This window comes from Streptomyces sp. NPDC006643 (assembly GCF_042870175.1).
Taxonomy (GTDB): domain Bacteria; phylum Actinomycetota; class Actinomycetes; order Streptomycetales; family Streptomycetaceae; genus Streptomyces.
In genome coordinates this window covers 165,942-191,996 of record NZ_JBIAHA010000016.1, presented here as the reverse complement: position 1 = coordinate 191,996, position 26,055 = coordinate 165,942, and the positions used below count along the sequence as shown (strand labels likewise).

General features: G+C 70.4%; 18 protein-coding genes. 4 read left to right on the top strand and 14 right to left on the bottom strand.

Features of this window, described 5'->3' with window-relative positions:
* Positions 1-12 precede the first annotated feature (12 nt).
* Entirely contained in the window at positions 13-909 is an 897-nt protein-coding gene (locus tag ACFYNU_RS22655; RefSeq protein WP_356595908.1) for an aminoglycoside phosphotransferase family protein, read from the top strand.
* Positions 910-1,119: 210 nt separating this feature from the next.
* Here the strand turns inward: ACFYNU_RS22655 and ACFYNU_RS22650 are convergent, their stop codons facing one another.
* From ACFYNU_RS22650 to ACFYNU_RS22620, 7 genes are all read right to left on the bottom strand, one after another.
* Positions 1,120-2,823, bottom strand: a complete 1,704-nt coding sequence (locus ACFYNU_RS22650) for a proline--tRNA ligase (protein WP_356595906.1) — start codon at positions 2,821-2,823, stop codon at positions 1,120-1,122.
* Positions 2,824-2,917: 94 nt separating this feature from the next.
* Positions 2,918-3,493 carry a GNAT family N-acetyltransferase gene (locus ACFYNU_RS22645; protein WP_356595904.1) on the bottom strand — a complete coding sequence of 192 codons (576 nt, stop codon included), beginning with the start codon at positions 3,491-3,493 and terminating at the stop codon, positions 2,918-2,920.
* Positions 3,494-3,508: 15 nt separating this feature from the next.
* Complete coding sequence (locus ACFYNU_RS22640) at positions 3,509-4,351, bottom strand: GNAT family N-acetyltransferase (protein ID WP_356595989.1); 843 nt, start codon at positions 4,349-4,351, stop codon at positions 3,509-3,511.
* Positions 4,352-4,607: 256 nt separating this feature from the next.
* Positions 4,608-5,762, bottom strand: a complete 1,155-nt coding sequence (ispG, locus tag ACFYNU_RS22635) for a flavodoxin-dependent (E)-4-hydroxy-3-methylbut-2-enyl-diphosphate synthase (RefSeq protein ID WP_388767095.1) — start codon at positions 5,760-5,762, stop codon at positions 4,608-4,610.
* 227 nt (positions 5,763-5,989) lie between these two features.
* A complete protein-coding gene (locus ACFYNU_RS22630; protein ID WP_356594017.1) occupies positions 5,990-7,291 on the bottom strand; it encodes a site-2 protease family protein in 1,302 nt (433 codons plus the stop codon).
* The gene (dxr, locus tag ACFYNU_RS22625; protein WP_356594015.1) at positions 7,288-8,550 is read right to left on the bottom strand and encodes a 1-deoxy-D-xylulose-5-phosphate reductoisomerase; all 1,263 of its coding nucleotides are present in this window, start codon (positions 8,548-8,550) and stop codon (positions 7,288-7,290) included. Before dxr ends, ACFYNU_RS22630 begins: the two co-directional genes overlap by 4 nt.
* An 86-nt stretch (positions 8,551-8,636) precedes the next feature.
* Positions 8,637-9,512 carry a hypothetical protein gene (locus tag ACFYNU_RS22620; RefSeq protein WP_356594013.1) on the bottom strand — a complete coding sequence of 292 codons (876 nt, stop codon included), beginning with the start codon at positions 9,510-9,512 and terminating at the stop codon, positions 8,637-8,639.
* Between the two features lie 390 nt (positions 9,513-9,902).
* On the opposite strand from ACFYNU_RS22620, the gene ACFYNU_RS22615 reads away from it, so the two are divergent.
* A complete protein-coding gene (locus ACFYNU_RS22615) occupies positions 9,903-11,099 on the top strand; it encodes a glycoside hydrolase family 64 protein (protein ID WP_388767071.1) in 1,197 nt (398 codons plus the stop codon).
* A gap of 159 nt (positions 11,100-11,258) precedes the next feature.
* Here the strand turns inward: ACFYNU_RS22615 and ACFYNU_RS22610 are convergent, their stop codons facing one another.
* From ACFYNU_RS22610 to ACFYNU_RS22595, 4 genes are all read right to left on the bottom strand, one after another.
* Positions 11,259-13,220 (bottom strand): acyl-CoA dehydrogenase family protein, encoded by a 1,962-nt coding sequence (locus ACFYNU_RS22610; RefSeq protein ID WP_356594011.1) that lies wholly within the window; start codon positions 13,218-13,220, stop codon positions 11,259-11,261.
* Between the two features lie 253 nt (positions 13,221-13,473).
* Positions 13,474-14,919, bottom strand: coding sequence for an aldehyde dehydrogenase family protein (locus tag ACFYNU_RS22605; protein WP_356594042.1), 1,446 nt, complete (start codon positions 14,917-14,919; stop codon positions 13,474-13,476).
* A gap of 264 nt (positions 14,920-15,183) precedes the next feature.
* A complete protein-coding gene (locus ACFYNU_RS22600) occupies positions 15,184-16,758 on the bottom strand; it encodes a PucR family transcriptional regulator (protein ID WP_356594009.1) in 1,575 nt (524 codons plus the stop codon).
* 159 nt (positions 16,759-16,917) lie between these two features.
* Positions 16,918-19,338 carry an ATP/GTP-binding protein gene (locus ACFYNU_RS22595; protein WP_356594007.1) on the bottom strand — a complete coding sequence of 807 codons (2,421 nt, stop codon included), beginning with the start codon at positions 19,336-19,338 and terminating at the stop codon, positions 16,918-16,920.
* 292 nt (positions 19,339-19,630) lie between these two features.
* On the opposite strand from ACFYNU_RS22595, the gene gabT reads away from it, so the two are divergent.
* The gene (gabT, locus tag ACFYNU_RS22590; protein ID WP_356594005.1) at positions 19,631-20,965 is read left to right on the top strand and encodes a 4-aminobutyrate--2-oxoglutarate transaminase; all 1,335 of its coding nucleotides are present in this window, start codon (positions 19,631-19,633) and stop codon (positions 20,963-20,965) included.
* Between the two features lie 113 nt (positions 20,966-21,078).
* Positions 21,079-21,951: a phosphatase PAP2 family protein gene (locus ACFYNU_RS22585; RefSeq protein ID WP_356594003.1), complete on the top strand. Its 873-nt coding sequence runs from the start codon at positions 21,079-21,081 to the stop codon at positions 21,949-21,951.
* A gap of 31 nt (positions 21,952-21,982) precedes the next feature.
* On the opposite strand, the gene ACFYNU_RS22580 is transcribed toward ACFYNU_RS22585, so the two are convergent.
* The 3 genes from ACFYNU_RS22580 to ACFYNU_RS22570 all read right to left on the bottom strand — a co-directional run bounded on the left by ACFYNU_RS22580 (position 21,983) and on the right by ACFYNU_RS22570 (position 26,054).
* Positions 21,983-23,809, bottom strand: a complete 1,827-nt coding sequence (locus ACFYNU_RS22580) for a glycoside hydrolase family 18 protein (RefSeq protein WP_356594001.1) — start codon at positions 23,807-23,809, stop codon at positions 21,983-21,985.
* Positions 23,810-23,895: 86 nt separating this feature from the next.
* Positions 23,896-24,447, bottom strand: coding sequence for a hypothetical protein (locus ACFYNU_RS22575; RefSeq protein WP_356593999.1), 552 nt, complete (start codon positions 24,445-24,447; stop codon positions 23,896-23,898).
* A gap of 191 nt (positions 24,448-24,638) precedes the next feature.
* A complete protein-coding gene (locus ACFYNU_RS22570) occupies positions 24,639-26,054 on the bottom strand; it encodes an FAD-binding oxidoreductase (RefSeq protein WP_356593997.1) in 1,416 nt (471 codons plus the stop codon).
* Position 26,055 lies beyond the last annotated feature (1 nt).

The following is a 26,055-nucleotide window of genomic DNA, read 5'->3' as shown; positions in this document are numbered from 1 at the left end:
ATCCCGACACGTATGGCTTTCGAACCGCCGCAGCGGCTGGTGCGCACCCTGAGTGAGACGTACGGGGAGTCCGTCGCCGGGCAGTGGCTCGGACAGCTGCCCGCGATCACCCAGGAAGCGCTGGAGCGGCGGGAGTTGACGGTCGAGCGGGTGGTGGCGCCGGGCGGCGGGAGCAGCCTGGTGGTGCTCGTACGCCGCCCCGACGGCGCCCCTGCCGCACTCAAGGTGGTCCCCCCGTTCGCCGCCCCGGAGTCGGAGAGCGCGGCGCTGACGCACTGGAAGGGCTGGGGCTGCGTGGAGCTCATCTCGGGCTCCGACGGTGCCCTGCTGCTGGAGCGGCTCCACACCGAGACGTCGCTGCGCTCCCTGCCCGAGGCCAAGGCGCTGCTCGAAGCGGCGGGAACGGTGCGGAAGTTGTGGGTCGAGCCCGTCGCCGACCACGGCTTCGAAACGGTCGCCGAGCGGACGGCGGGGCAGGCCGAGGCGATGCGGGGTTCGACGGCCCCGGAGGTCGTTCCGCTCGTCTCGGCGGCGCTCGACGCCCGTGAGGAACTGCTCGCGGCCGGGCCGGCGGAGCTGATGCTGCTGCACGGCGCGTTCCGCCAGGGCAAGGTGCTGTCGGGCGACCGGGCGCCGTGGCTCGCGGTCGGCCCCGTGCCTGTGGTGGGTGAGCGCGCGTACGACTTGGCGCGGCTGGTACGGGACCGGGTGGAGGACCTCGTCGCCGCGGCGTCGGGCGCGTCCGCGACGCGGCGCCGCGTGAACAAGCTGGCCGACTCGCTGGACATCGACCGTGAGCGGCTGCGTGGCTGGACGCTCTTCCGCGCCGTGGAGTCGGGCGTACGCGCGCTGGAGGCCGGACGCCGCCAAGACGGGGAACTGTTGCTGGAGTTCGCCGACTGGCTTTAGCGGGGCCCGGCCCGCGTCGGCCGCTCGCACCACTGCCCCCGGCGCATTCGACTCGGCGCGTCACGGGCCAGCGGGAACGCGACTACGGGGCGGGTGGTCCCGCCCCGTCACACGGGACCGGGCCCACCCGCCCCGTAGTCCTTCGTTCGCGTTCGCACTCCGCTGTGCGTCCCCGACGTCCCCGATATCCCTGGAGGGCGGCGCCGAGCGTCAAGCGGTGGCGGTGGCCGTCAGACGCGCGATCGCCTCGGCGACGGTGAGCTCCTCGCGCTCCCCGGTGCGGCGGTCCTTCAGCTCCAGCACGCCTTCGGCCGAACGGCGCCCCGCGACCAGGATCTGCGGAACGCCGATCAGCTCCGAGTCCGTGAACTTCACACCCGGCGAGACACCGGCGCGCTCATCGACCAGCACCCGCAGTCCCGCCGCCGCCAGCTGCTCGGCGACGTCGACCGCCAGCTCCGTCTGGAGCGCCTTGCCCGCCGCGACGACGTGCACGTCCGCCGGGGCGATCTCACGGGGCCAGCACAGCCCCTTCTCGTCGGCCGTCTGCTCCGCGAGCGCGGCGACGGCGCGGGAGACGCCGATGCCGTACGAGCCCATGGTCACCCGCACCGGCTTGCCCTGCTGCCCGAGTACGTCGAGCTGGAAGGTGTCGGCGTACTTACGGCCCAGCTGGAAGATGTGACCGATCTCGATGGCACGCCCCAGCTTCAGGCCGGCGCCGCACACGGGGCAGGGATCGCCCTCCTCGACGACCACGACGTCGAGGTAGTCGTCGACCTCGAAGTCACGTCCGCAGACGACGTTGCGGGCATGGGTGTCGGCCTTGTTCGCGCCGGTGACCCAGGCGGTGCCGGGCGCCACGCGGGGGTCGGCGATGTAGCGGATCTTCAGTCCCTGAGGGCCCACGTAGCCGCGTACCAGCTCGGGCCGGCCTTCGAAGTCCTCGGCCGTCACCAGCTCCACGACGGCGGGCGCCAGGTGCTCCCCGAGCTTGCCGAGGTCCACCTCACGGTCGCCGGGGACGCCGACAGCGGTGATCTCGCCGTCGACCTTCACGAGCAGGTTCTTCAGCGTCGCCGAGGCGGGCACGCCCAGGAACGTCGCCAGTGTCTCGATGGTCGGGGTGTCGGGGGTGTCCAGCTCCTCCAGCGCCCCGTGCGCCGCCCCGTCGACCGGGGTGAGGGCGAAGGTGACGGCCTCGGTGTTGGCGGCGTAGTCGCCGTTGGGGCAGTCGGCGAAGGTGTCCTCGCCCGCGGCGGCCGGGGCCAGGAACTCCTCGGACGCGGAGCCGCCCATCGCGCCGGAGATGGCGGAGACGATGCGGTAGTCGAGCCCGAGGCGGGCGAAGATCTTCTGGTACGCCGCGCGGTGGAGCGCGTACGACTCGGCGAGGCCCTCGTCCGTGGTGTCGAAGGAGTACGAGTCCTTCATCTGGAACTCCCGGCCGCGCAGCACACCGGAGCGGGGACGGGCCTCGTCCCGGTACTTCGTCTGGATCTGGTAGAGCATCACCGGCAGGTCCTTGTAGGACGTGCACTGGTCCTTGACGACCAGGGTGAAGATCTCTTCGTGCGTCGGCCCGAGCAGGTACTCGCCGCCCTTGCGGTCCTTGAGACGGAAGAGGAGGTCGCCGTACTCGTCCCAGCGGCCACTCGCCTCGTAGGGCTCCTTGGGAAGCAGCGCCGGCAGCAGTACTTCCTGCGCCCCGATGGCGTCCATCTCCTCGCGCACGACGCGGGAGATGTTGTCGAGGACCTTCTTACCGAGGGGCAGCCAGCTCCAGAGGCCGGCGGAGGTGCGGCGTACGTACCCGGCACGGACCAGAAGCTTGTGGCTGAGGGTCTCCGCGTCCGCCGGGTCGTCGCGCAGTGTCTTGGCCATCAAACGGGACATGCGCTGGACCTGGGACATGGGGAGCACTCCTGCGTTTCTTCTCGGGTGTTGGCAGGAGGTTAGCCGGGGCACACCGGCAGGCGGAAATCAGTAATCGCACGCCGTACGGCGCTCAGCACCGCCGCAGCGGGAGCGGGGCGCCCATCACGGCGTACGGCTTGGCGGCGCTCGGGAAGAGGACCTGGCGCGCCAGGTCCTGGTATCCGAGGGTGCGGTAGAGGCCGCGCGCGGGGCTCTCGGTGTCGATGGCGGAGAGGATCGAGCGGGGCTGCCGCGCGATGTCCGTGATGGTGGTGATCAGGGTGCGCCCGATGCCCCGGCCCTGGAACGCGGGGTGGACATGGAGTTCGGTGATCACGAAGGAGTCGTCGAGCCAGCCGTCGGAGCCGTCGGCGCGCAGATACGGCTCCACGACCGTGGACCACCAGTGGGAACGGTCGTTCGGCATGCCGTAGACGAACCCCGCGAGCCGCCCCTCCACCGTGACCGCCCCGTACGCGCGCGCACCGGGGGCGAGGAGATGCCGCAGCACGATCTGGCGCCGTACGCCGATCTCGCCCTCGCTGAGCCCGAAGGCGAGCGCCTGTACGGCAAGCGCCTCGTCGACGCGCGCCGCGAGGTCGATCGGCCCGACGTGTACGTCGGGGATCTGGGATCCGCTCCCGGGGAAGCTCGGCACGGTCGGCATGGCCGAACCCTACTTTCAGAAGAGGACACTCATGAAAGCGCCCACCTCACGGAAGCCGACCCGTCGGTAGGAGGCGCGGGCCGGGGTGTTGTAGTCGTTCACGTAGAGGCTGACGACGGGGGCGACGTCGGCGAGCGCGTACCGTACGACGGCCGCCATGCCGCTCTCCGAGAGTCCCTGGCCACGGAACTCCGGCGCCACCCAGACACCCTGGATCTGGCACGCGTGCGACGTGGCCGCGCCGATCTCCGCCTTGAAGATCACCTTGCCGTCGTCGATACGGGCGAACGACCGCCCCGCTCCTACGAGTTCGGCCACGCGCGCCTGGTAGAGCAGCCCGCCGTCGCCGGCCAGCGGTGAGACGCCGACCTCCTCGGTGAACATCGCCACGCACGCCGGCATGATCGTCTCCAGCTCCTCCTTACGGATGCGGCGTACGAGAGGGTCCGGCCGCACCGTGTCGGGCACCCGCTCGGTGACCATGAGCGGCTGGTGCGCGCGAACCTCGCGTGCGGGGCCCCAGTTGGGCTCCAGAAGCCGCCAGAGGAGGGCTGTGGGCTCGGCGGGGCCGACGATCGACGAGCAGCGGCGCCCCGTCCTGCGGGCGCGGTCCGCGAAGGCCCGTACGGCCTCGGGGGAGGCGCAGATCGGCACCAGGTTGGCGCCGGAGTAGCAGAGGGAGCGCAGACGCCCGTCCGCGTACCAGCCCCACATCTCGCCGCCGAGGCGCCAGGGGTCGAGTCCCGCCGCCTGGACGCGGGAAGCCACGAACGCGTTGGCGACGGGCTCACTCTCAAGAATGGCGAGCGCGGCGCCGAGTTCGCCTGGGTCGAGGACCCGAGTGGTGGTCTGCGTCAACACGAGAGGGGCCTCACGATACGTCTGCTGATTCTCCGCACTGTACCCGCCACGCCTGTGGCCTGCCGCGCACACGGAAGGGCCCCGCTCCCCGGACGCCTGGGGCGTGGGGTGCGGAGCCCATGTCGGGACGAGGCGCGTACGGCGCTCAGGGCGCTCGACGTACTACGTAGAACACGTACGACGTACGACTCCGAGGCACCTCAGGCGGGCGAGCGGATCGCCACCGCTCCGACAGCCGGCCGATCGACGGCCGTCAGCTGATGGAGACCTGCGGCTCGCCGGAACCGATGCCGTCTTTTTCCATTTGTTCGGCGATCTTCATCGCCTCTTCGATGAGGGTCTCGACGATCTTCGACTCGGGCACCGTCTTGATGACCTCGCCCTTGACGAAGATCTGACCCTTCCCGTTGCCCGACGCCACCCCGAGATCCGCCTCACGCGCCTCACCCGGACCGTTGACCACACAGCCCATCACCGCCACCCGCAACGGAACCTCAAGACCGTCCAGACCCGCACTCACCTGATCCGCCAGCTTGTACACATCCACCTGCGCCCGCCCGCACGACGGACACGACACGATCTCCAGCCGCCGCTGCTTCAGATTCAACGCCTCCAGAATCTGAAGCCCCACCTTCACCTCCTCCGCCGGAGGAGCCGACAAAGACACCCGGATCGTGTCCCCGATGCCCTCACTCAGCAGCGCCCCGAACGCGACCGCCGACTTGATCGTCCCCTGGAACGCCGGACCCGCCTCCGTCACCCCCAGATGCAGCGGATAATCACTCCGCGCGGCCAGCTGACGGTAGGCGTTGACCATCACCACCGGATCGTTGTGCTTCACCGAGATCTTGATGTCCCGGAAACCGTGCTCCTCGAACAGCGACGCCTCCCACAACGCCGACTCCACCAGCGCCTCGGGAGTGGCCTTGCCGTACTTCTTCAGCAGACGCGCGTCCAGCGACCCGGCGTTCACCCCGATACGGATCGGCGTACCCGCCGCCGACGCCGCCTTCGCGATCTCCTTCACCTTGTCGTCGAACTGCTTGATGTTCCCCGGATTCACCCGCACCGCCGCACACCCGGCATCGATCGCCGCGAACACATACTTCGGCTGGAAATGAATGTCCGCGATCACCGGGATCTGCGACTTCCGCGCGATCGTCGCCAACGCGTCCGCGTCATCCTGCGTCGGACACGCCACCCGCACAATCTGACACCCCGACGCCGTCAGCTCCGCGATCTGCTGCAACGTCGCCCCGATGTCCGACGTCCGCGTCGTCGTCATCGACTGCACCGACACCGGCGCATCCCCACCGACAGCCACCGAACCGACCTGGATCTGTCGACTGACCCTCCGGTCGGCGAGCTTCGTCGGAACATCCGGCATTCCGAGAGAAATCGCAGTCATCTGCTGTACAACCCCAAGGTGTGGACCGTGGTCCCGAGTTCGGCGGGCTCCAACCACCGAGATTACGGCACCGGCCCGCCGTACGAGGACAGCGCTGCGCGCAAACCCCCCAAAGGCTTACGGCCGGGAGCAAAGAGACACCCGGCCGTAAACCTGGAGCCGCCTCGGCGGTGCGAGCTGTTCCCCGTCGCAGGGAGATCTCGCGCGCGCCGGGCTCGCCCGCCGCCTTACGAGATCTTCACCGGGTTCACCACGTCGGCGATCAGTACGAGGAGCGTGAAGCAGATGAAGACACCGGCCACGACGTACGCGACGGGCATGAGCTTCGCCACGTCGAACGGCCCCGGGTCGGGCCTCTTGAAGATGCGGGCGAGTTTCCTCCGCGCGGACTCCCACAGGGCCCCCGCCATGTGCCCGCCGTCGAGCGGCAGCAGCGGCAGCATGTTGAAGAGGAACAGCGAGAGATTGAATCCGGCCAGCAGGAACAGCATCATCGCCATCTGGTTCTGCGCCGGGACGTCCAGCGTCATCACCTCGCCGCCGATCCGCGCGGCGCCGACCACACCCACCGGCGAGTCGTCCTTGCGGTCGCCGTCCGAGAAGGCGGCGTTCCACAGGTCAGGGATCTTGGACGGCAGCGCGATGATCGACTCGACACCGGTCACGATCATGTCGCCCATGCGATCGACTGACTCGCCGAAGGAGAGCGGGACGATCTCGGTGGCCGCGGCGAAGCCCAGGTAGCCGGCGGGTACGAACTTGTCCGGGACGACCTCACCGTCGGAGTTCTTCTCCGCCACCATGTTCTTCGCGAGCGTCGCCTGGAGGACCTGCTCCTTGCCGTCACGTTCGACGGTGATGGTGGCGGGGCCGATCGTCTCGCGGATGAGGCCGGACAGCGTGGACCAGTCGTCGACATGCTCTCCGTTGAAGGCGACGATCTTGTCACCCTCTTTAAGACCGGCGGCGCGAGCGGGTGACACCGGGTCGCTCGCGTTGCACTTCTCACGCGTCACGTCCTGAGAGATGACGCACTTCTGAACCCCCGCGACCTCGGTGGTCTGGGTCTGGAAGCCGAAGCTCATCGCGACGCCCATGAAGATCACGACGGCGAGGACCAGATTCATGAACGGTCCCGCGAACATCACGATCACGCGCTTCCACGGCTTTCGCGTGTAGAAGAGCCGGGTCTCGTCGCCCTCCTTGAGCTCCTCGAAGGCGGCCGAGCGCGCGTCCTCGATCATGCCGCGCCAGGGCGAGGTGGACCGCGCCTCGATGCGTCCGTCGGCCCCCGGCGGGAACATCCCGATCATGCGGATGTAGCCACCGAGCGGGATCGCCTTGAGCCCGTACTCGGTTTCGCCCTTCTTGCGCGACCAGATCGTGGGGCCGAATCCGACCATGTACTGCGGCACGCGGATGCCGAAGAGCTTCGCCGTCGACAGATGGCCCAGCTCATGCAGCCCGATGGAGACGAGCAGTCCCACGGCGAAGATCGCGATGCCGAGAACTGTCAACAGGATCGTCATGCGCGGGCCTCCGCTGGCTGTGCTTCGCCGAATTTCTCTGCCATCTCGCGGGCCCGGGCACGCGCCCAGGTCTCCGCCTCTAGGACGTCGGCCACAGTGAGCGAGGTTCCCCCGGTGGGCTGTCCGTGCTCGGCGACGACTTCGGTGACGGTATCCATGATGCCGTTGAACGGCAGGCGCCCTGCCAGAAACGCGTCCACGCACTCCTCGTTGGCGGCGTTGAACACCGCCGGAGCCGTACCGCCCAGCGATCCGACGTGCCGGGCGAGCCCCACCGAAGGGAAGGCCTCGTTGTCGAGCGGGAAGAACTCCCAGGTCGACGCGGTGGACCAGTCGAAGGCGGGCGCGGCGTCCGGTACCCGTACCGGCCAGCCGATGCCCACGGCGATCGGACCGCTCATGTCGGGCGGCGTGGCCTGCGCGAGGGTCGAGCCGTCGGTGAACTCCACCATGGAGTGGACGTACGACTGGGGGTGGACGACGACCTCGATGCGTTCGAACGGGATGTCGTACAGCAGATGCGCCTCGATGACCTCCAGCCCCTTGTTGACAAGGGTCGCGGAGTTGATCGTGATTACGGGGCCCATGGCCCACGTGGGGTGCGCGAGGGCGGCGTCGGGGGTGACGTGGGCCAGTTCCGCCCTCGTACGGCCGCGGAAGGGGCCGCCGGAGGCCGTGACGACCAGCTTGCGTACGTCGGCGCGGGTGCCCGCCGCGAGGGCCTGGAAGAGCGCGGCGTGCTCGGAGTCGACCGGGATGATCTGTCCGGGTTTGGCGAGTGCCTTGACCAGCGGGCCGCCGACGATCAGCGACTCCTTGTTGGCGAGGGCGAGCGTGCGGCCGGCTTCGAGGGCGGCGAGGGTCGGCGCCAGACCGATGGATCCGGTGATGCCGTTGAGCACCGTGTGGCAGGGGGACGTCGCGAGGTCGGTGGCGGCGTCCGGCCCCGCGAGGATCTCGGGGAGCGGCTCGGAGCCGTACTCCGCGACCAGCGCCTCGCGCAGCGCGGGAACGGCGTCCTCGCGGGCGACCGCGACGGTGCGCACCCGGAGCTGTCGCGCCTGTTCGGCGAGCAGTCCGACCCGTCCGCCTGCGGCGGACAGCGCGGTGACACGGAAGCGGTCGGGGTTGCGCAGGACCAGGTCGATGGCCTGGGTGCCGATGGACCCGGTGGAGCCGAGGACGACGATGTCGCGGCGGCCTTCGGACGCGTCGAAGGCGATGTGGGGGTCGGCGAGTGGGGCTGGACTGTCGCTCATGGCCCCATTCTTGCCGCATCGGACGACGGTGCGGGCGGTGAGGGCCAAAAACGGGGCGTGGGGCGGGCCCCGGCCGGTCCCGGCCGTCAGCCGGTCGAGCCCGCCTCGAACTTCTTCCACTGCGCCGTGACGACCTCTTCGGGCACCTTGCCGATGTCCTTCGTGTCCAGGATGTCGGCCCGGAAGGACAGGGTGGTGGTGCCGGAGCGTACGACGGTGAGGTACTCGTACAGCTTCAGCGTGCCCTTCACGTCGAGGATCGTGAAGCGGTACGCCTGCGCCTCGTCGCCGTGGTCGGGCGCCTTGACCGGCTCGACCTTCAGGTACTGCCCCTTGGCGACGGCCCGGTTCTCGACGAAGCCGCCCGCGCAGGCCTTGCCGGCCGCGCCGAGGGCCTTCATGACGCCGCTCGCTCCGCCTCCGTTGTAGGAGCGGAGCTGTACGGCGACGGTCGTGCCCACCATCTCCTCGGCGACGTCGACGTTGCGGTGGACCTCGGACGCCGGGTCGAAGGCTGTGGCGCCCTTGGCCAGGCTGACGAGCGGCTGGCAGGTGGCGGGGGTGGCCGTGTAGTCCTCGCCCTGAGGCTCGCCGAGGGAGAACTCCCCGGCCGTGTACTTGCCGATCTTCTCGCCGTCGGTGAACGCGAGCGCCGTGAGGTCGCGTTGACTCAGGGCCCCGCCTCCGCCTCCGCCGGAAGCGCCGGAGCTCCCGGACTCGCCGGAGCCGGCGGACTCGGCCGATTCGGCGGCGTCCGCGGAGTCTGCGGCGTCGCCTGCGGGGGTGGACGCGGGCGCCTTGCCGTCCGTTCCGCCGCCCTTGGCGCCGTCGTCGCCGTCGGACGTGTTGCCGCCGCAGGCGGCAGCACCGGTCAGCACGGCTCCGACGAGCGTGAGAGCCGCGGCGCGGCGCAGCCGTGCGTGCCGGCCGCCGGACCGTCCTTGATTGCCCGCCCCGAACATGTCTGCCCCAATCGTCGGTCGACGGCGCCCGCGACCGATCACGCGGTCGGTGCTCCGTGTGGTCACGTGGAGGCTCGATTGTGCTGCATGCCGGCCACCGGGGTCACACATGAGCCGAGCGGGAACACCACGCCGACTGGGGACTCGCGGGGTGAGGACACTTCGGCGAGTTGCGGCATCCGCATTGACACGCCTGACGCGCGGCGTGATTCTGAGAGCGCTCTCAGAAAGGTCTGTACCTGAAGAGCCGCCGCCTTCCGGTTTCTCCGCTCCCCGCTACCGGTTGCGCGCCCGGCCCTTCAGTCGCACCCGCCTCATCGGCGGCGTCGTACGTCAGATTCCGCCCCCCACCGCCCCCACTGGGATCTACCTGACGAGGAGGAAGAGCGAGTGCCTGCGATACGCAAGCTGCTGGCTTCTCTGGCCGCCTCGGTGGTCTTCACCACCGGATTCACGGCCCTGACCGCCGCGGCCCCGGCCGAGGCCGCCGTTCCCAACACCATTCCGTTCACCATCACGAACAGCTCCGCACGTGGCGAACAGGTCTACATCTACAACCTCGGTACGGAGCTCTCGTCCGGCAGGCAGGGCTGGGCCGACGCCAACGGCACCTTCCACGCCTGGCCCGCCGGCGGCAATCCGCCGACACCGGCGCCGGACGCCTCGATCGCCGGGCCGGCCCCGGGCCAGAGCAAGACGATCCAACTGCCGAAGTTCTCGGGACGGGTCTACTTCTCGTACGGCCAGAAGCTCGACTTCAGACTGGCCACCGGCGGACTGGTGCAGCCCGCCGTGCAGAATCCGAACGACCCGAACAGGAACATCCTCTTCAACTGGTCGGAGTACACGCTCAACGACTCCGGACTGTGGATCAACAGCACCCAGGTCGACATGTTCTCGGCGCCGTACGCGGTCGGCGTCAAGGGCCCCGACGGCGCCACGAAGACCACGGGCCATCTGAAGCCGGGTGGCTACAACGGCTTCTTCAACTCTCTCAGGGCGCAGCCGGGCGGCTGGGCGGGGCTGATCCAGACCCGGTCGGACGGCACCGTCCTGCGGGCTCTGGCCCCCGGACACGGCATCGCGTCCGGCGCTCTGCCGGCCGGCGTCATGAACGACTACATCGACCGGGTGTGGGCGAAGTACGCCAACTCCCCACTCACGGTGACCCCGTTCGCGAATCAGCCGGCGGTCAAGTACGTCGGCAGGGTCTCCGGCAACACCATGAACTTCACCAACACCTCCGGCGCGGTGGTCACTTCGTTCCAGAAGCCCGACGCGGACAGCATCTTCGGCTGCTACAAGCTCCTCGACGCCCCCAACGACCAAGTACGGGGCCCGATTTCGCGCACCCTGTGCGCGGGGTTCAACCGCTCCACTCTTCTGACCAACCCCAACCAGCCGGACGCCGGTTCGGCGGACTTCTACAAGGACTCCGTCACCAACCACTACTCCAAGAAGATCCACGAGCAGATGGTCGACGGCAAGGCGTACGGCTTCGCCTTCGACGACGTCGGGGCCCACGAGTCGCTGGTGCACGACGGTGACCCTCGGCAGGCGTACCTCACGCTCGACCCGTTCAACTGAGGCGAGGCAGCGCGTCGTCACGCCCCCTGGCCGCGTCTTCCGTAAGGAGGACGCGGCCAGGGGTCTCTTCGTACGGGCGGGCCAGGCCCGGACTGGCGACCGCCACTGCGGGCGTGGGCGTGGGCGCCAGTCACGAGCGCTGTTCGCGGTCGCGGTCGCTCAGCGGATCGGCCGACGGACGTTGTCCCGTTCGGACGGGCCCGGCGTGGCGTCGGCGATCCAGGGGCCGTCGCCGCTCGGGTCGATGACGCCCTCCTCCAGCCAGGTGTAGGTGCCGGACAGCACGCCGTTCACGACCTTGCGGTCGATGTCGTCCGTGTTGGACCACAGCCGTGTGAACAGCTCCTCGACGCGAATCCGGGACTGCCGGCAGAACACGTCGGCGAGCTGGTACGCCTCGCGGCCGTGCTCGCCACTGGTGCGCAGCATCTCGGCACGCACGCACGCCGCGCTCATCGCGAACAGTTCGGCGCCGATGTCCACGATGCGGCCCAGGAAGCCCTGCTTGGTCTCCATCCCGCCCTGCCAGCGCGACATGGCGTAGAAGGTCGAGCGGGCGAGCTTGCGCGACGTCCGCTCGACGTAACGCAGATGCGCGGAGAGATCGAGATGCCCCTTGGGGTGGAACTCCGCGTAGGAACCGGGCAGTTGACCGGCGCCGGCGACCAGCTTCGGCAGCCAGCGTGCGTAGAAGGCGCCCGCCTGCGCCCCGGCCCTGGCCTTGTCGGACAACGTCTTGTCGGGGTCGATGATGTCGCCGGCCACCGCCAGGTGCGCGTCGACCGCCTCGCGGGCGATCAGCAGATGCATGATCTCCGTGGAGCCCTCGAAGATCCGGTTGATCCGCATGTCGCGCAGGACCTGCTCGGCGGGTACGGCGCGCTCGCCGCGGGCCGCCAGCGAGTCCGCCGTCTCGAAGCCCCGTCCGCCGCGGATCTGGACGAGTTCGTCTGCCATCAGCCAGCCCATCTCGGAGCCGTACAGCTTGGCCAACGCCGCCTCGATACGGATGTCGTTGCGGTCCTCGTCAGCCATCTGGGACGCGAGATCGACCACGGCCTCCAGCGCGAACGTCGTCGCCGCGATGAACGAGATCTTCTCTCCCACCGCCTCGTGGTACGCGACGGGCTTGCCCCACTGCTCCCGCGCCGCCGTCCACTCCCGCGCGATCTTGAGGCACCACTTGCCGGCGCCGACGCACATCGCGGGCAGCGACAGACGACCGGTGTTGAGGGTGGTGAGGGCGATCTTGAGACCGGCGCCCTCGGGGCCGATGCGGTTGGCGGCAGGGACTCGTACCTGGTGGAAGCGGGTGACCCCGTTCTCCAGGCCGCGGAGGCCCATGAACGCGTTGCGGTTCTCCACCGTGATGCCGGGCGAGTCCGCCTCGACGACGAAGGCGGTGATGCCCCCCTTGTGCCCTTCCGACTTCGGAACGCGGGCCATCACGACGAGGAGGTCGGCGACGACGCCGTTGGTGGTCCAGAGCTTCACGCCGTCCAGGACGTAGTCGTCGCCGTCACGCACCGCCGTGGTGGCGAGCCGCGCGGGGTCGGAGCCGACGTCGGGCTCCGTAAGGAGGAACGCCGAGATGTCCGTACGGGCGAGGCGCGGCAGGAACGCGTCCTTCTGCTCCTGCGTGCCGAACATTTTGAGCGGCTGCGGTACGCCGATCGACTGATGCGCGGAGAGCAGCGCGCCGATCGACGCGTTCGCCATGCCGACCAGAGCCAGTGCCTTGTTGTAGTACACCTGGGTGAGGCCGAGACCGCCGTACTTCCTGTCGATCTTCATGCCGAAGGCGCCGAGTTCCTTGAGGCCGTCGACCACCTCGTCGGGGATGCGCGCCTCGCGCTCGATCCGCGCCCCGTCGATCCTCGTCTCACAGAACTCGCGCAACGTGGCCAGGAAGGCCTCTCCGCGCCGTACGTCCTCCGCCGGGGGTGCGGGGTGGGGGTGGATGAGATCGAGCCGGAAACGGCCGAGGAACAGCTCCTTGGCGAAGCTCGGCTTGCGCCAACCCTGCTCACGGGCGGCCTCGGCCACCCGTCGTGCCTCCCGCTCGGAGACCTTGGGCTCCGGGACTTGGGCCGTGTCGAATGAATCGGATGGAGCGGACATCGGGAACTCACCTCGCCGCGAACGTCGGGTCGATGGGCCCGACCGGCCAAGGCGTTGTCCTGTCGCCCTGGTGAGAAAAGTACCGGCCGGTACTACTCGTCCGTATCTACCCGAATACCGAGAGTGTGGCCAGTCCTGTCGCACACCGCCGGAGCCGTGGCGCGGGATCCGTACGCCTACACGGAAAAGGCCGGGACCGCCGTGCGGCGGTCCCGGCCTCCTCAGTACGAATGCGGGTGGCGCGTGCGGTCCGTCAGAGGGCGAGGCCGGTGAAGACCATCACGCGCTCGTAGGTGTAGTCGTCCATCGCGTACTTCACGCCCTCGCGGCCGACGCCGGACTGCTTGACACCGCCGTACGGCATCTGGTCGGCGCGGTAGGAGGGGACGTCGCCCACGATGACGCCGCCGACCTCCAGCGCCCGGTGGGCGCGGAACGCGGCCTGCACGTCGTGGGTGAACACCCCCGCCTGGAGGCCGTACTTGGAATCGTTGACCGTGTCGAACGCCGCGTCCTCGCCGTCGACCTGAGTGAGGGTGAGGACGGGGCCGAAGACCTCCTCGCAGGAGATCGTGACGTCCGCCGGGACGTCGGCGAGGACGGTGGGCGTGTACGAGGCACCGTCGCGCTTGCCGCCGGCCAGGAGCCGGGCGCCCGCCCGTACGGCCTCGTCGACCCACGCCTCGACACGCTTGGCGGCGTCCTCACTGACGAGGGGACCGACGTCCGTCGCGTCGTCGGACGGGTCTCCGGTGACCTGCGCCTCCACCGCGGCGACGATCTTGGGCACCAGTCGCTCGTACAGGGACGCGTCCGCGACGACACGCTGCACCGAGATGCAGGACTGGCCGCCCTGGTAGTTGGAGAAGGTGCCGATCCGGGTCGCCGCCCAGTCGAGATCCTTCTCGCTCGCGTAGTCGGCGAGGACAACTGCCGCACCGTTGCCGCCGAGTTCGAGGGTGCAGTGCTTGCGCGGCACCGAGTCCATGATGGCGAAGCCGACCTTGTCGGAGCCGGTGAAGGAGATCACCGGCAGGCGCTCGTCCTGTACGAGGGTGGGCATCCGGTCGTTGGCGACGGGCAGCACCGACCAGGCGCCGACGGGCAGCTCCGTCTCGGCGAGCAGTTCACCGATGAGCAGCCCGGACAGCGGCGTCGCCGGGGCGGGCTTGAGGATGATCGGGGCGCCTACGGCGATGGCCGGGGCGATCTTGTGGGCGCAGAGATTCAGCGGAAAGTTGAACGGCGCGATGCCGAGGACGACGCCGCGCGGGAAGCGACGGGTCAGCGCGAGGCGGCCGGCGCCGCCGAGGTCGGTGTCGAGTCGCTGGGCCTCGCCGCCGTTGAACCGACGGGACTCCTCCGCCGCGAACCGGAAGACGGAGACGGCGCGGCCCACCTCGCCGCGTGCCCACTTCATGGGCTTGCCGTTCTCGGCGGAGATCAGCCGGGCGATCTCCTCGGTGCGCTCGACGAGACGCCGCGACACGTGGTCGAGCGCGGCGGCCCTGACATGCGCGGGCGTCGCGGCGAACTCGTCGCGCACGGCGTACGCGGCGGCCACGGCCTCCTCGACCTGAGCCTCTGTGGGCACGGCGACCTTGCCGACGAGCCGGCCGTCCCACGGGGACGTGACGTCGAAGGTCTCCTCACCGGTGGCCTGGCGTCCCGCGAGCCAGAAGGCATGGGTGGCTGCCACAGTTTCGTTCGGCATTGCGAGTCCCGGCCCTTCCGAAGTGGTGGAGTTGTCTCCTCCACCGTAGGGGTCCGGGGCGCGCACAGGATTTGTCCGGGATGGAGTGGTGGTAGGTGCGAGCTGTGACGCTTTGGCATACGCGGCAGGACCCTCGCCGGGGCCCGTGGGCCGTCGACCGCCCAGGCATCGCCCGAAGCGGGCACGCGCGGTAAACGCCGAACACGTCGCGCCAGTTGGGGCGCACAGCATGGTGAGGGCGGACGTCGCTCAGGGACCAGGCGGTGTCGCCGAAGTGGTCTTCAGGGCCAGCCACAGCTCCATGCGGACGTCCGGGTCGTCCAAGGTGCGGCCCAGGATCTCCTCCACACGGCGCATGCGGTAGCGCAGCGTATGCCGGTGGACGCCCAGATCTGCCGCAGCGGCATCCCACTGGCCATGGCGCGAGAGCCAGGCCCTGAGGGAGTCCACCAGGTCACCACGCCCCTTGGCGTCGTGTTCGTACAACGCGCGCAGCATGCCGTCGGCAAAGGCCCGCACGGCGTCGTCGGCAAGGAGCGGCAGGAGCGAACCGGCTGCCAGTTCCTCGTGCTCCACCAGCGCACGGCCGCGCCGTCGCGCGACGGACAGCGACTGTTCGGCCTGCTTGTACGCGCCCGCGGCCGCGATCGGCCCCGTCGGGGCGGAGAGGCCGATGACGACACCCGCTTCGTCCGCCTCCTGCTGCTTGTACGCCTCGCAAGCACCGGTGACCGCTCCCGCGTCAGCCGCGAGCACGACGAGCCGTTCCTCGCCGTCGGGGACGGCGAGCACCGCTTCGCCTCCGTGTGCCGCCGACGCCTCCAGCGAATCGGTCAGCGACTGGAGCGGATGACCCGCGGCGGAGTCACGGGGCTCGGCACCCGCCTCGGCCGGTTCCGCGATGAGCAGCCGGAACGGGGCGTCCAGCAACCCGCCGTACAGATCCCCCGCCACCGCTCGCGCGTGGTCGGGCTGGCCGGAGAGCAGCATCCGCAGTACCGCGGAGCCGAGCCGCTGCTCGGCCTCCTGGAGCGCGCGGGACCGCTCCGTGGTGAGTGTCAGGAGCGCGACGGCGGAGTGCACCGCGTACCGCTCAGCCGTGCCCAGCGCCGCCCCCGTACCGACGGCCAGGGCACCCCGTACGCGACGGCCGCTGCCCAGTGACTGGAGCTCGACCCGGTCGCCGGGATCGCCGACCACGGCGCTGGCGGGCGCCGGCCGCTCCCGCAGCCGTTCCACCTCGGGAGAGAGGCGGGCGGCGCGGCGTGCCGCCCAGTCGGGCGCGGCGGCGATCACGGCGCCCGTCGCGTCGTACAGCGCGGCCCAGCCGTCGATATGCGCCGCGAGACGGGCCAGCAGCACGGCGGGGCCCTCGGAGAGCGCCGCGCGGGTCAGCTCCCGCTGTGCCTCGAAACCCGCCGTGACAGACCGGTACTGATCGGCCGCGATCGCCGCCGAGACGGCCTTGCTGATGGCGAGGAAAGGAGTACGGCGAGGGACCGCGAGCAGCGGCAGTCCCTCCGCCCGTGCGGCGTCGACCAGGGCATCCGGGATGTCCTCGTAGTTGACGCCGACGGCGAAGCCGAGACCGACGACGCCGGCGCCCACGAGGCGCCGTACGTAGCGCCGCATGGCCTCGGGATCCTCGGCGTGCAGGGTGACGGCGGTGACGAGCAGCAGTTCGCCGCCGTCCATGTACGGCACCGGGTCTTCGAGTTCACTGACATGCGCCCATCGCACCGGCGTATCGAGCCGGTCCTCCCCCGCGCGCACGGTGAGCTTGAGCGCCGAGTGCTGGATGAGCGAGGCGAGGGTGGGCGGCATGGTGGACCGTAGAACCTTCATGAAGAGGGCGGGCGGACATTTTCGCCGTCTCGTAGAAACGACTGACACCAATTCTGCCAGGGTGTACGAGAACAGGGGGCGGCGTCCAAATGACGCCGCCGACGTACGGTGATGGCCCCCGCGCTCGGGTCGGCCCGCTTACGTACGGAGGTCCACCAGCATGGGCGGCGCGTGCTCCCCGCCGACCGTGGTCAGCGAGAGCACGGCGTGGCCCGCCGGGACGGAGTGGGCCAGTTCCGAGGCGGACCAGCGTTCACGTTCGACCTCCCGGACCGTGACCGCCTCGGCAGTGGCCGCCTTGCCGGTCACCAGCCGCCGCATGAAGTGCAGCGCCTTGGTGAGCGGCTCGTCGGAGACGATCTGCCGGTTGGTGACGTCGCGGGTCTGGACCCACTCGGTCCCCCAGCTCTCAGCGAAACGTCCGCCGTCCCAGGGACCGAGCCCGGAGAACGCCACGCGGCACCCCACGGCGCCCAGGAGCGGGCCACGCAGCGGCTCCGGGACGTCTTCCAGCGTGCGCAGCGGCAGGACCACTCCGGCGTTCGCCGAGCGCAGTCGCTGGATGGCACGGACGGAGTCGCCCGTCACGGTGTACGTCGCGTCGTCCAGGACGAGGCACGCGAACAGAGAACGGTCGGCACGAGCAAGCGCGGCGTCCGTGAACTGGGCGAGGAGAAGCCGGGCGATGATCCGCGACGCCTCGGCGTGGCCCCGCTCGGGCAGGTCGATCCTGACGCGCAGCGGATGCTCGACGGCGCGCAGCGAGAACGAGCGGCTGCTGCCGTCCGTACGGAAGAAGTCGGCGAAGGCGGGCCGGTCGAGGAAGGCCAGGCGTTCGGCCAGGAGTACGCCGATGTCGTCGCCGCGCGTCGACTGCCGCTCACGTGCGTCGAGCTCGCGCAGTTGGGCCGCCGCGTCGGCGCCGCCGGACGACTCCAGCGCGCTTCGCAGGGCCTGCACGGCCACGGTGGAACCGCCGATCAGCTCCCGCAGTTCCGGGACGGCGGGGAAATGTCCGTGCACGCTGCGATAGGGCCCGATGAGCTGGGCGAGCGCGGTCGCCGCCCTGCGTCGGTCGCCACCCGGGAGACCGGCCGCCAGATCCCCCACGAGGGCCTCCGACAGCGTTCTGGCGGCCTCGTCGGGGTCGTCGGCGCTTCCGTAGAGGTCGAGGTCGTGCGTGGCGCCCGGGCGGCCGACAGCGATCACGAGGTCGAAGGAGTCGTCGGGGGCGAGCGCCGCCCCGTAGGCGGTGACGGCGACGACGGCGGCGCGGTTGGCGAGCGCCTGGAGGCAGAGCGACTCGACGACCGGGCGGACCAGCCTGACCGTCTTGCCGGAGCCCGCGGGGCCGACGGCGAGCAGCGACGTGCCGAGCAGCCCCGGCTCCAGGGCGACGCCGGTGGTACGCCGCGCGTAGGGGTTGCGCGGGTGGTCCGCCACGGTGCCGATCCTGACCTGCCCGGTGGCGAGGTCGTGGTGAGCCGTGCGCAGCGGCAGGTCCCGCGCACCCGAAGGATGGGCGCAGGCGCCCGCCCCGTGGGCTCGGACGGTGTCGGTGAAAGCGGGCAGCCTCTCGGGCCGGGTGCGGACACCTTGCCAGGCGCGGCGGATCCGCGCGTAGTCGACGTCGCTGAGGGTGCCTCGCCGTACGGCTTCGGCGAGCTTGGCCGCGGCTTCGGTCAGTCCCGCGGCACGGAGTTCGGGCCAGTCCGCCGGGTCGGCGTCGGCGGGCGGCGGTGGTGGCGCCTCGTCGGGCGTGGCCATCCCGAGGCGGCGCCGTACGGGGGGCCAGGTACCGGCGCGCCCGACAACTGCCAGCACGGCGGCGACGAGGAGCACGTAGTAGATGTTCGAGACCCAGGTCAGCCAGTCGACGGTGCGTGGCATCTCACGCCAGAAGCCCGGCAGCAGTACGAAGAGCGGCCACAGTGGCACCCCGTATCGGCGCCAGACCTCGTTCCAGTTGCCGATACGGCCGAAGGCGACGGCCAGCAGGCCGACGACGAGGGCGTAGTAGAGATAGCTCGCCGCCACGTACAGCTCGACGTTCGGGCTGTCTCTCGACCGCCAGCTCTCAGGGGTCAGCCACTGGATCGGCAGGAGCCACCACCTGTCGCCGAAGATCCACCAGCCGCCCAGATAGCCGTTCCAGAGCAGCGACCAGACCAGCCAGCCGCACAGGTAGGCGACGAGAGCACCGCTGAACAATTGGCGCGCCGGCACCTGCTGGGGCGCCTCCGGCGGGCGCGGGCGGTGGCCCAGGCGCCAGATACCCGGCTCGGCCTGGGGTCGGGGGATCCGCAGCCATTCGGCGACCGACGCGCCGATCCCCGGGGCCGGCGCGTGCGTCGGCGAGGGCGGGGGGACCGGGGCGACCGGCGGGGCCGGGTACGCCTCCGGACCGGAGGCCGGGGCGGGTACCGCCGGCGATTCCGAGGGGGCCGTGGGCGGCGGGGTCGACGGCGGCGACGTGGGGGGCTGAGGCGGTGGCCCCGCCGGACGTGGCACGGGATTGGGCCGTGTGCCGCGTGAGTCGTGCGTGCCGTCGGTGTTCATGAACCCCTGTCCCCTGACCAGCCAGGTCCGCCCTGTACACGCCTCAATCTAGTGCCCACGTAGGGGGAGTTCACCGTTCTGGCCGTACGGAGTGTTGTTCGCGCGCCCCCGGCGTGCGCGGAGAGGTCCGCCAGGTCCTATGTCCGTGACGGACAACGACACGTCGCGGACACTCCCGAACGGCGCATGCCCGCCGCTTGCCTCCGCCCCTAGCCTGCGAAGTGAAGGCAGATACGAGAACGCCAGACACGTCGAGACACGTAGCGTCCGGAACCACCCCCAGGAGCCCCTCATGACCGCAATCCCGCAGGAGCGGCGCGTCGTCACCGCCGTCCCCGGTCCCAAGTCGCTGGAGCTGCAGAACCGCCGTACCGCCACGGTCGCCGCCGGTGTGGGCTCCGTGATGCCCGTCTTCGCCGCCCGCGCGGGTGGCGGCGTCGTCGAGGACGTGGACGGCAACAGCTTCATCGACTTCGGGTCCGGCATCGCGGTGACGTCCGTCGGTTCCTCCGCAGAGGCCGTCGTACGCCGCGCCACGGCGCAGCTCGCCGACTTCACCCACACCTGTTTCATGGTCACGCCCTACGAGGGCTACGTGGAGGTCTGTGAGCAGCTCGCCGAGCTGACCCCGGGCGACCACGCCAAGAAGTCCGCGCTGTTCAACTCCGGCGCCGAGGCCGTCGAGAACGCGGTGAAGATCGCCCGCTCGTACACCAAGCGGCAGGCGGTCGTGGTGTTCGATCACGGCTATCACGGCCGTACGAACCTCACGATGGCGCTGACCTCGAAGAACATGCCGTACAAGAACGGCTTCGGTCCGTTCGCCCCGGAGATCTACCGCGTACCCGTGGCCTACGGCTACCGCTGGCCGACCGGCCCCGAGAACGCGGGCGCCGAGGCCTCCGCGCAGGCCATCGACGAGATCAGCAAGCAGGTCGGCGCGGACAACGTCGCGGCGATCGTGATCGAGCCGCTGCTCGGCGAGGGCGGTTTCATCGAACCGGCGAAGGGCTTCCTGCCCGCCATCGCGAAGTTCGCCAAGGACAACGGCATCGTCTTCGTGGCCGACGAGATCCAGTCCGGTTTCTGCCGGACGGGGCAGTGGTTCGCGTGCGAGGACGAGGGCGTCGTACCCGACCTGATCACGACGGCGAAGGGCATCGCCGGCGGGCTGCCGCTCGCCGCCGTCACGGGCCGCGCGGAGATCATGGACGCGCCGCACTCGGGCGGCCTCGGCGGTACGTACGGGGGCAACCCGGTGGCCTGCGCCGCCGCGCTCGGTGCCATCGAGACGATGCGCGAGCTGGACCTCGCCTCGAAGGCCAGGCGCATCGAAGAGATCATGAAGCCCCGTCTCAAGGAGATGGCCGAGAAGTTCCACGTCATCGGCGACGTACGGGGCCGCGGCGCGATGCTCGCACTCGAACTGGTCAAGGACCGGGACACCAAGGAGCCGGACCCGGAGGCGACGGCCGCGCTCGCCAAGGCGTGCCACCAGGAGGGGCTGTTGGTCCTCACCACCGGCACCTACAGCAACGTGCTGCGTTTCCTGCCGCCGCTGGTGATCGGCGAGGACCTCCTTACGGAGGGCCTCGACATCCTGGAGCAGGCGCTCGCCGGACTCTGACCGGGTGGTGCGCCGGGCCCCGGGTCGGGGCCTGTGAAGAAGCTGTGCGGGGCCGATGGCGGGTTCACCTTCCCGCTGTCGGACCTCACGGCGCTGACGTACGGTTTCGGCAGATGAACGAAACACCCCGCTCGCAGGAGACTGCGGGCGAACCCACGGCGGGGCGTCCCCAGCCCCGTTCTGGTCGCGTCTTCGGGCGCACTGGAGCATCCAGCTCCGGAATTCCTCACCGATCGGACGGCCGCCCGCCCCAAACCCCCCGGGGCGCGCGGCGACCCGGTCCCGGCGGCCGTCTCGGAACTACCCCCCCTGTTCCGGGGCGGCCGACATTCCTCTCCGGACGCTTCGGCTCCGACGGCCCCTTCGGACACTTCGCCCCGCACGGGGCATTCGCTCTCTGCGCCGTTCTCTTCGCGCTCGTCACCTGGCAGGTCGTCGCCGGTGGCCCGCTCCGTGACGCCGACGAACGCCTGGGACGCTCCTCCTACGAACGTGGCCCCGTCGGACTGACGGAGTTCCTGGCCGATCTCGGCGGCGTCCCGGTCGCCCTTCCCGTCCTGGCCGTCGCGGCCGGGTACGCGACGTGGCGGGGGCACCGGGCGCGGGCGCTGGCGGTCGTGCTGGCCATGGCGGCCGTACCGGTGCTCGTCATGCCGCTCAAGCTGTGGATCGACCGGCCAGGGCCGCTCACGGCGGAGTCCGGCTACTTCCCGTCCGGTCACACGGCGACGGCGATGGTCGCCTACTGCGGCGCCGCGCTGCTGCTGTCGCCCCGCACGGGGCGCGGATGGCGCGTATGGACGATGCCCGTCGCCGTGGTGCTCAGTGCGGCGACGGGCATCGGACTGGTGCTACGGGGATATCACTGGCCCCTCGACGTTCTCGGCAGCTGGCTGCTCTGCGGCATGCTGCTGGCCCTGTTGGTGGCGGCCCTGCGGCGGATCGACAGCCGCGGGGCCGCCGGCTCGGGCACCGGCGCCCCGTAGCGCGAGGCAGGCCCGGTGGGCACAGCTCGGCTCAGCTTCCGAAGTACCCGTCGAAGTTGCGGGAGAACTCCCACTGGTTGAAGCGGTCCCAGTTGATCGACCAGGTCATCAGGCCGCGCAGCGTGGGCCAGGTCCCGTGCGTCTGGTACGACCCGCAATTGGTCTTCTTGGTCAGGCAGTCCAGGGCCTTGTTCACCTCCGACGGGGCGGTGTGGCCGTTGCCCGCCTGCGACGACGCCGGTAGGCCGATCGCCACCTGGCCCGGGTCGAGCGCCGGGAAGACCTTGGTGGTGTCGCCGGCCACCGGGAAGCCGGTGAGCAGCATGTCGGTCATCGCGATGTGGAAATCGGCGCCGCCCATCGTGTGGTACTGGTTGTCGAGCCCCATGATCGGCCCCGAGTTGTAGTCCTGGACGTGCAGCAGGGTGAGGTCGTCGCGCAGCGCGTGGATGACGGGGAGGTACGCCCCGGCGCGCGGGTCCTGGCCGCCCCAGGGGCCGGAGCCGTAGAACTGGTAGCCGAGCTGCACGAAGAACGTCTCCGGGGCCATCGTGAGCACGAAGTCCGCCCCGTACTTGGCCTTCAGGCTCTTCACAGCGGAGATCAGGTTGACGATGACGGGGCTCGTGGGGTTGCGGAAATCGGTGTCGCCGGTGTTGAGGGAGAGCGAGTGGCCCTCGAAGTCGATGTCGAGGCCGTCGAGGCCGTACTCGTCGATGATCTTGGAAACGGAGCTCACGAAGGCGTCGCGCGCGGCGGTCGAGGCGAGTTGGACCTGACCGTTCTGGCCGCCGATCGAGATCAGGACCTTCTTGCCCGCGGCCTGCTTGGCCTTGATGGCGGCCTTGAACTCGGCGGCGGATTCGACGTTCGGGCATTCGGCGACGGGGCACAGGCTGAAGCGGATGTCGCCCGAGGTGACCGATGTCGGTTCGCCGAAGGCGAGGTTGATGACGTCCCACGAGGCGGGTACGTCGGACATGCGGGTGTAGCCGGAGCCGTTGGCGAAGCTGGAGTGCAGGTAGCCGACCAGGGCGTGGGCGGGAAGGTCCGCCCCGTTGCCGCCCCCGCCTCCGGCCTGGGTGGTGGCGGTGACGGCGGAGGAGAGCGGCGAGCGGCCCGCGGCGTTGGTGGCCGAGACCTGGAAGCGGTAGGCGGTCGCGGGGCTCAGCCCGGTGATCGTGGTCGAGGTGCCGGCGACGTTCACGTCCGGGGCGCCGTCACGGTGCACCGTGTAGCTGGTGGCGCCCGCCACGGGGGACCAGGCGAGGCCGACCGATGACGCGGTGACCGTCGCGGCTCTGAGCCCCGCGGGGGCGGCCGGCGGCTGTCCGGTCTCGCCGCCCGGCCCGACGAGGCTGAGGTCGTCGACGTGGTAGGCGGGGGTGCCGTACCAGCCGTTGGTGTAGAGGGTCACCGATGTGGTGGCGGGGCCTGTACGGAAGGAGGTGGTCAGTTTCTGCCAACTGGGCGCGGACGGGGTCCAAGTCGAGACGTCGGTGGTGCCGGTCCCGGAGGCGCCGAGGTAGACGTAGCTTCCCTGCACCCAGGCGCTGAGCGTGTACGCCGAGTCTGGCCGGACGGTGACGGCCTGGGCGCACTTCGCGTTGTCGCTGCCCGCCGGGGTGGCCTTGAGCGCGGCCGTGCCGCCGTGCACGGGGGTACTGACGGTCACGCCGCTGCCACCCGTGCAACTCCAGCCCGCGAGGCCGGATTCGAAGCCACCGTTGGTGGCGACGTCCGCGTCGGCGGCGCGGGCCGTCTCGGCGGACACGACGAGGCCACCGGCGGTGAGTACGGCAGCCGCGAGAGCGGCCAAGAGTCTGGGGTACCGAGAAGGTCGTCTGTTGCGTTCCACAACTGCCTCCGGGCATGGCGGAATTGAGTGACCGAGCCGGGCACAACATGGTCCAGACCAATCATGTTGTCAAGACCTCTGGCGCCCTACCGCTCCGACTCCCCCACGCCACCACCGCGCGCACCGCCCCCTCCTTCGCCGCAGCTGCCGCAGCTGTCACCGGCGCTGTCACCGCCGGCGGCCCCCGCGATCCCGGCCGCCGCCTCATGCATCGCCAGTTCCAGCAACGGCGGATCGGTGAGCGTGCCAGAGCCGTCCGGCGGCACCTGCCAGCGGACGCCGCCGCCGGTACGGCCCGGATACGGGACGACGATCCAGGTGCCGCCGCCCGCGCCCCGTACCCCCGTACCGATCCAGCGGGAGACGGTGCCCGGCGGCACGAAGAAACCGAGGCGGGTGTCGCCGAAATCTGCCAGGACCGGGCCCGGCCGGTCGACGAGACGGTTCAGCACGTCAAGCGTCGGATAACCCAGCTCGCCGGGGAGGATCAGGACGTCCCAGCGCTCCCCCGCGGGAAGGAGGGCGACCCCGTGCGGGTTCCGCTCCCATTCCCACCGGCAGGCGTCGGGATCGGGCGCCGCCGACGCCAGCCACTCCAGCGCGGCCCTCGCCCCCGAGTCGGCCCTCGAATCAGTCATCATGCGGCCTCCACTCCACGTTGTTGGACAGTGCGTCCACAGAGGGAGAGGGAGGTTGTGGCGGATCATTACGCGAGTTCCGGTCGGCAGTCGGTGGTGATGTGGATCACATCACCACCGACCCGGGCGGCAGCCCTGGCCGCGGCCCAGGACAGCACCTCCGTACGGAGGCGCCGGTGATCGACGGGAGGTCAGCTGTCGAAGCCCAGCCCCACCCGGTCCATGGCCTTCAGCCACAGATTGCGCCGTCCACCTCTGGCGTCGGCGCGGGCCAGCGACCACTTGGTGAGCCCGATACCGGCCCACGCGGCGGGCTCGGGCGGGAAGGGCACCGGCTTCGTCCTGACCATCTCCAGCTCCGTACGCTCCGTTCGCTCCCCCGCGAGCAGATCGAGCATCACGTCGGCGCCGAAGCGCGTGGCGCCGACGCCGAGACCGGTGTACCCGGCGGCGTAGGCGACCCGCCCCCCGTGCGCCGTACCGAAGAAGGCCGAGAACCGCGAACAGGTGTCGATGGCGCCGCCCCACGCGTGACTGAACCGCAGGCCCTCCAACTGAGGGAAGCACGCGAAGAAGTGCGAGGCGAGCTTGAGATACGTCTCGGGACGGTGGTCGAGGGCGGCGTCGAGTCGCCCTCCGTACGGATAGATCGCGTCGTAACCGCCCCACAGGATGCGGTTGTCCGCGGTGATCCGGAAGTAGTGGAACTGGTTGGCGCCGTCGCTGAGCCCCTGCCGGCCCTTCCAGCCGATCGCGCCCAGCTGGCCCTCTTCAAGAGGCTCGGTCGTCAGGGCGTAGTCGTAGACGGGCACCGTGTACGGCCGCACGCGCCGTACCAGCGACGGGAAGACGTTCGTGCCGAGTGCGACGTGGCGGGCCAGGACGCGGCCGTACGGAGTGCGGACGGCCACGCCGGAGCCGGAGCGGGCCAGTTCGAGACCGGGCGTGTTCTCGTAGATCCGTACGCCGAGGTCGAGGCAGGCGCGCTTCAGCCCCCACGCGAGCCTGGCCGGGTTCAGCATGGCGACGCCGCGCCGGTCCCAGAGGCCGCCCAGGAAGGTCGGCGAGTCGACCTCCGCGCGTACCGCCTCGCCGTCGAGCAGATCCAGGCCGGTGAAACCGGCCTCGGTCGCCTCGTCGTGCAACTGGCGGAGGTCGTCGAGCTGGTGCGGTTCGGTGGCGACGGAGATGTCGCCGGTGCGCTCGAAGTCGCAGTCGATGCCGTAGCGCTCGACGGCCGACTCGATGCCGTCGAGATTGGCTCCGCCGAGGTCCTCCAGGGCCCGTAGCTCGCCGGGCCAGCGGCTGAGCCCGTTGGCGAGGCCGTGGGTGAGGGAGGCCGAGCAGAAGCCGCCGTTACGCCCGGAGGCCGCCCAACCCACCTCACGGCCCTCGATCAGTACGACGTCGCGGTGCGGATCCCGCTCCTTGGCGAGGAGCGCGGTCCACAGGCCGCTGTAGCCGCCGCCGACGACGAGGAGGTCGCAGCGTTCGTCGCCCGCAAGTGCGGGCACCGCGCCCGGCCTGCCGGGGTCGTCGAGCCAGTAGGCGACGGGCTGCGCGTCGGCGAGTGAGGCGGCTGCTGTACGCATGGCTCCAGGGGCCATG

What these genes read in the sequence shown, in the direction of transcription:
- ACFYNU_RS22585 (WP_356594003.1), top strand. Translation starts at nt 21,079, where the DNA reads ATGAACGAAACACCCCGCTCGCAGGAGACTGCGGGCGAACCCACGGCG.
- gabT (WP_356594005.1), top strand. Translation starts at nt 19,631, where the DNA reads ATGACCGCAATCCCGCAGGAGCGGCGCGTCGTCACCGCCGTCCCCGGT.
- ACFYNU_RS22655 (WP_356595908.1), top strand. Translation starts at nt 13, where the DNA reads ATGGCTTTCGAACCGCCGCAGCGGCTGGTGCGCACCCTGAGTGAGACG.
- ACFYNU_RS22630 (WP_356594017.1), bottom strand. Translation starts at nt 7,291, where the DNA reads ATGACGATCCTGTTGACAGTTCTCGGCATCGCGATCTTCGCCGTGGGA.
- ACFYNU_RS22575 (WP_356593999.1), bottom strand. Translation starts at nt 24,447, where the DNA reads ATGACTGATTCGAGGGCCGACTCGGGGGCGAGGGCCGCGCTGGAGTGG.
- ACFYNU_RS22620 (WP_356594013.1), bottom strand. Translation starts at nt 9,512, where the DNA reads ATGTTCGGGGCGGGCAATCAAGGACGGTCCGGCGGCCGGCACGCACGG.
- ACFYNU_RS22600 (WP_356594009.1), bottom strand. Translation starts at nt 16,758, where the DNA reads ATGCCGCCCACCCTCGCCTCGCTCATCCAGCACTCGGCGCTCAAGCTC.
- ACFYNU_RS22610 (WP_356594011.1), bottom strand. Translation starts at nt 13,220, where the DNA reads ATGTCCGCTCCATCCGATTCATTCGACACGGCCCAAGTCCCGGAGCCC.
- ACFYNU_RS22645 (WP_356595904.1), bottom strand. Translation starts at nt 3,493, where the DNA reads ATGCCGACCGTGCCGAGCTTCCCCGGGAGCGGATCCCAGATCCCCGAC.
- ACFYNU_RS22650 (WP_356595906.1), bottom strand. Translation starts at nt 2,823, where the DNA reads ATGTCCCAGGTCCAGCGCATGTCCCGTTTGATGGCCAAGACACTGCGC.
- ACFYNU_RS22570 (WP_356593997.1), bottom strand. Translation starts at nt 26,054, where the DNA reads ATGGCCCCTGGAGCCATGCGTACAGCAGCCGCCTCACTCGCCGACGCG.
- dxr (WP_356594015.1), bottom strand. Translation starts at nt 8,550, where the DNA reads ATGAGCGACAGTCCAGCCCCACTCGCCGACCCCCACATCGCCTTCGAC.
- ispG (WP_388767095.1), bottom strand. Translation starts at nt 5,762, where the DNA reads ATGACTGCGATTTCTCTCGGAATGCCGGATGTTCCGACGAAGCTCGCC.
- ACFYNU_RS22595 (WP_356594007.1), bottom strand. Translation starts at nt 19,338, where the DNA reads ATGAACACCGACGGCACGCACGACTCACGCGGCACACGGCCCAATCCC.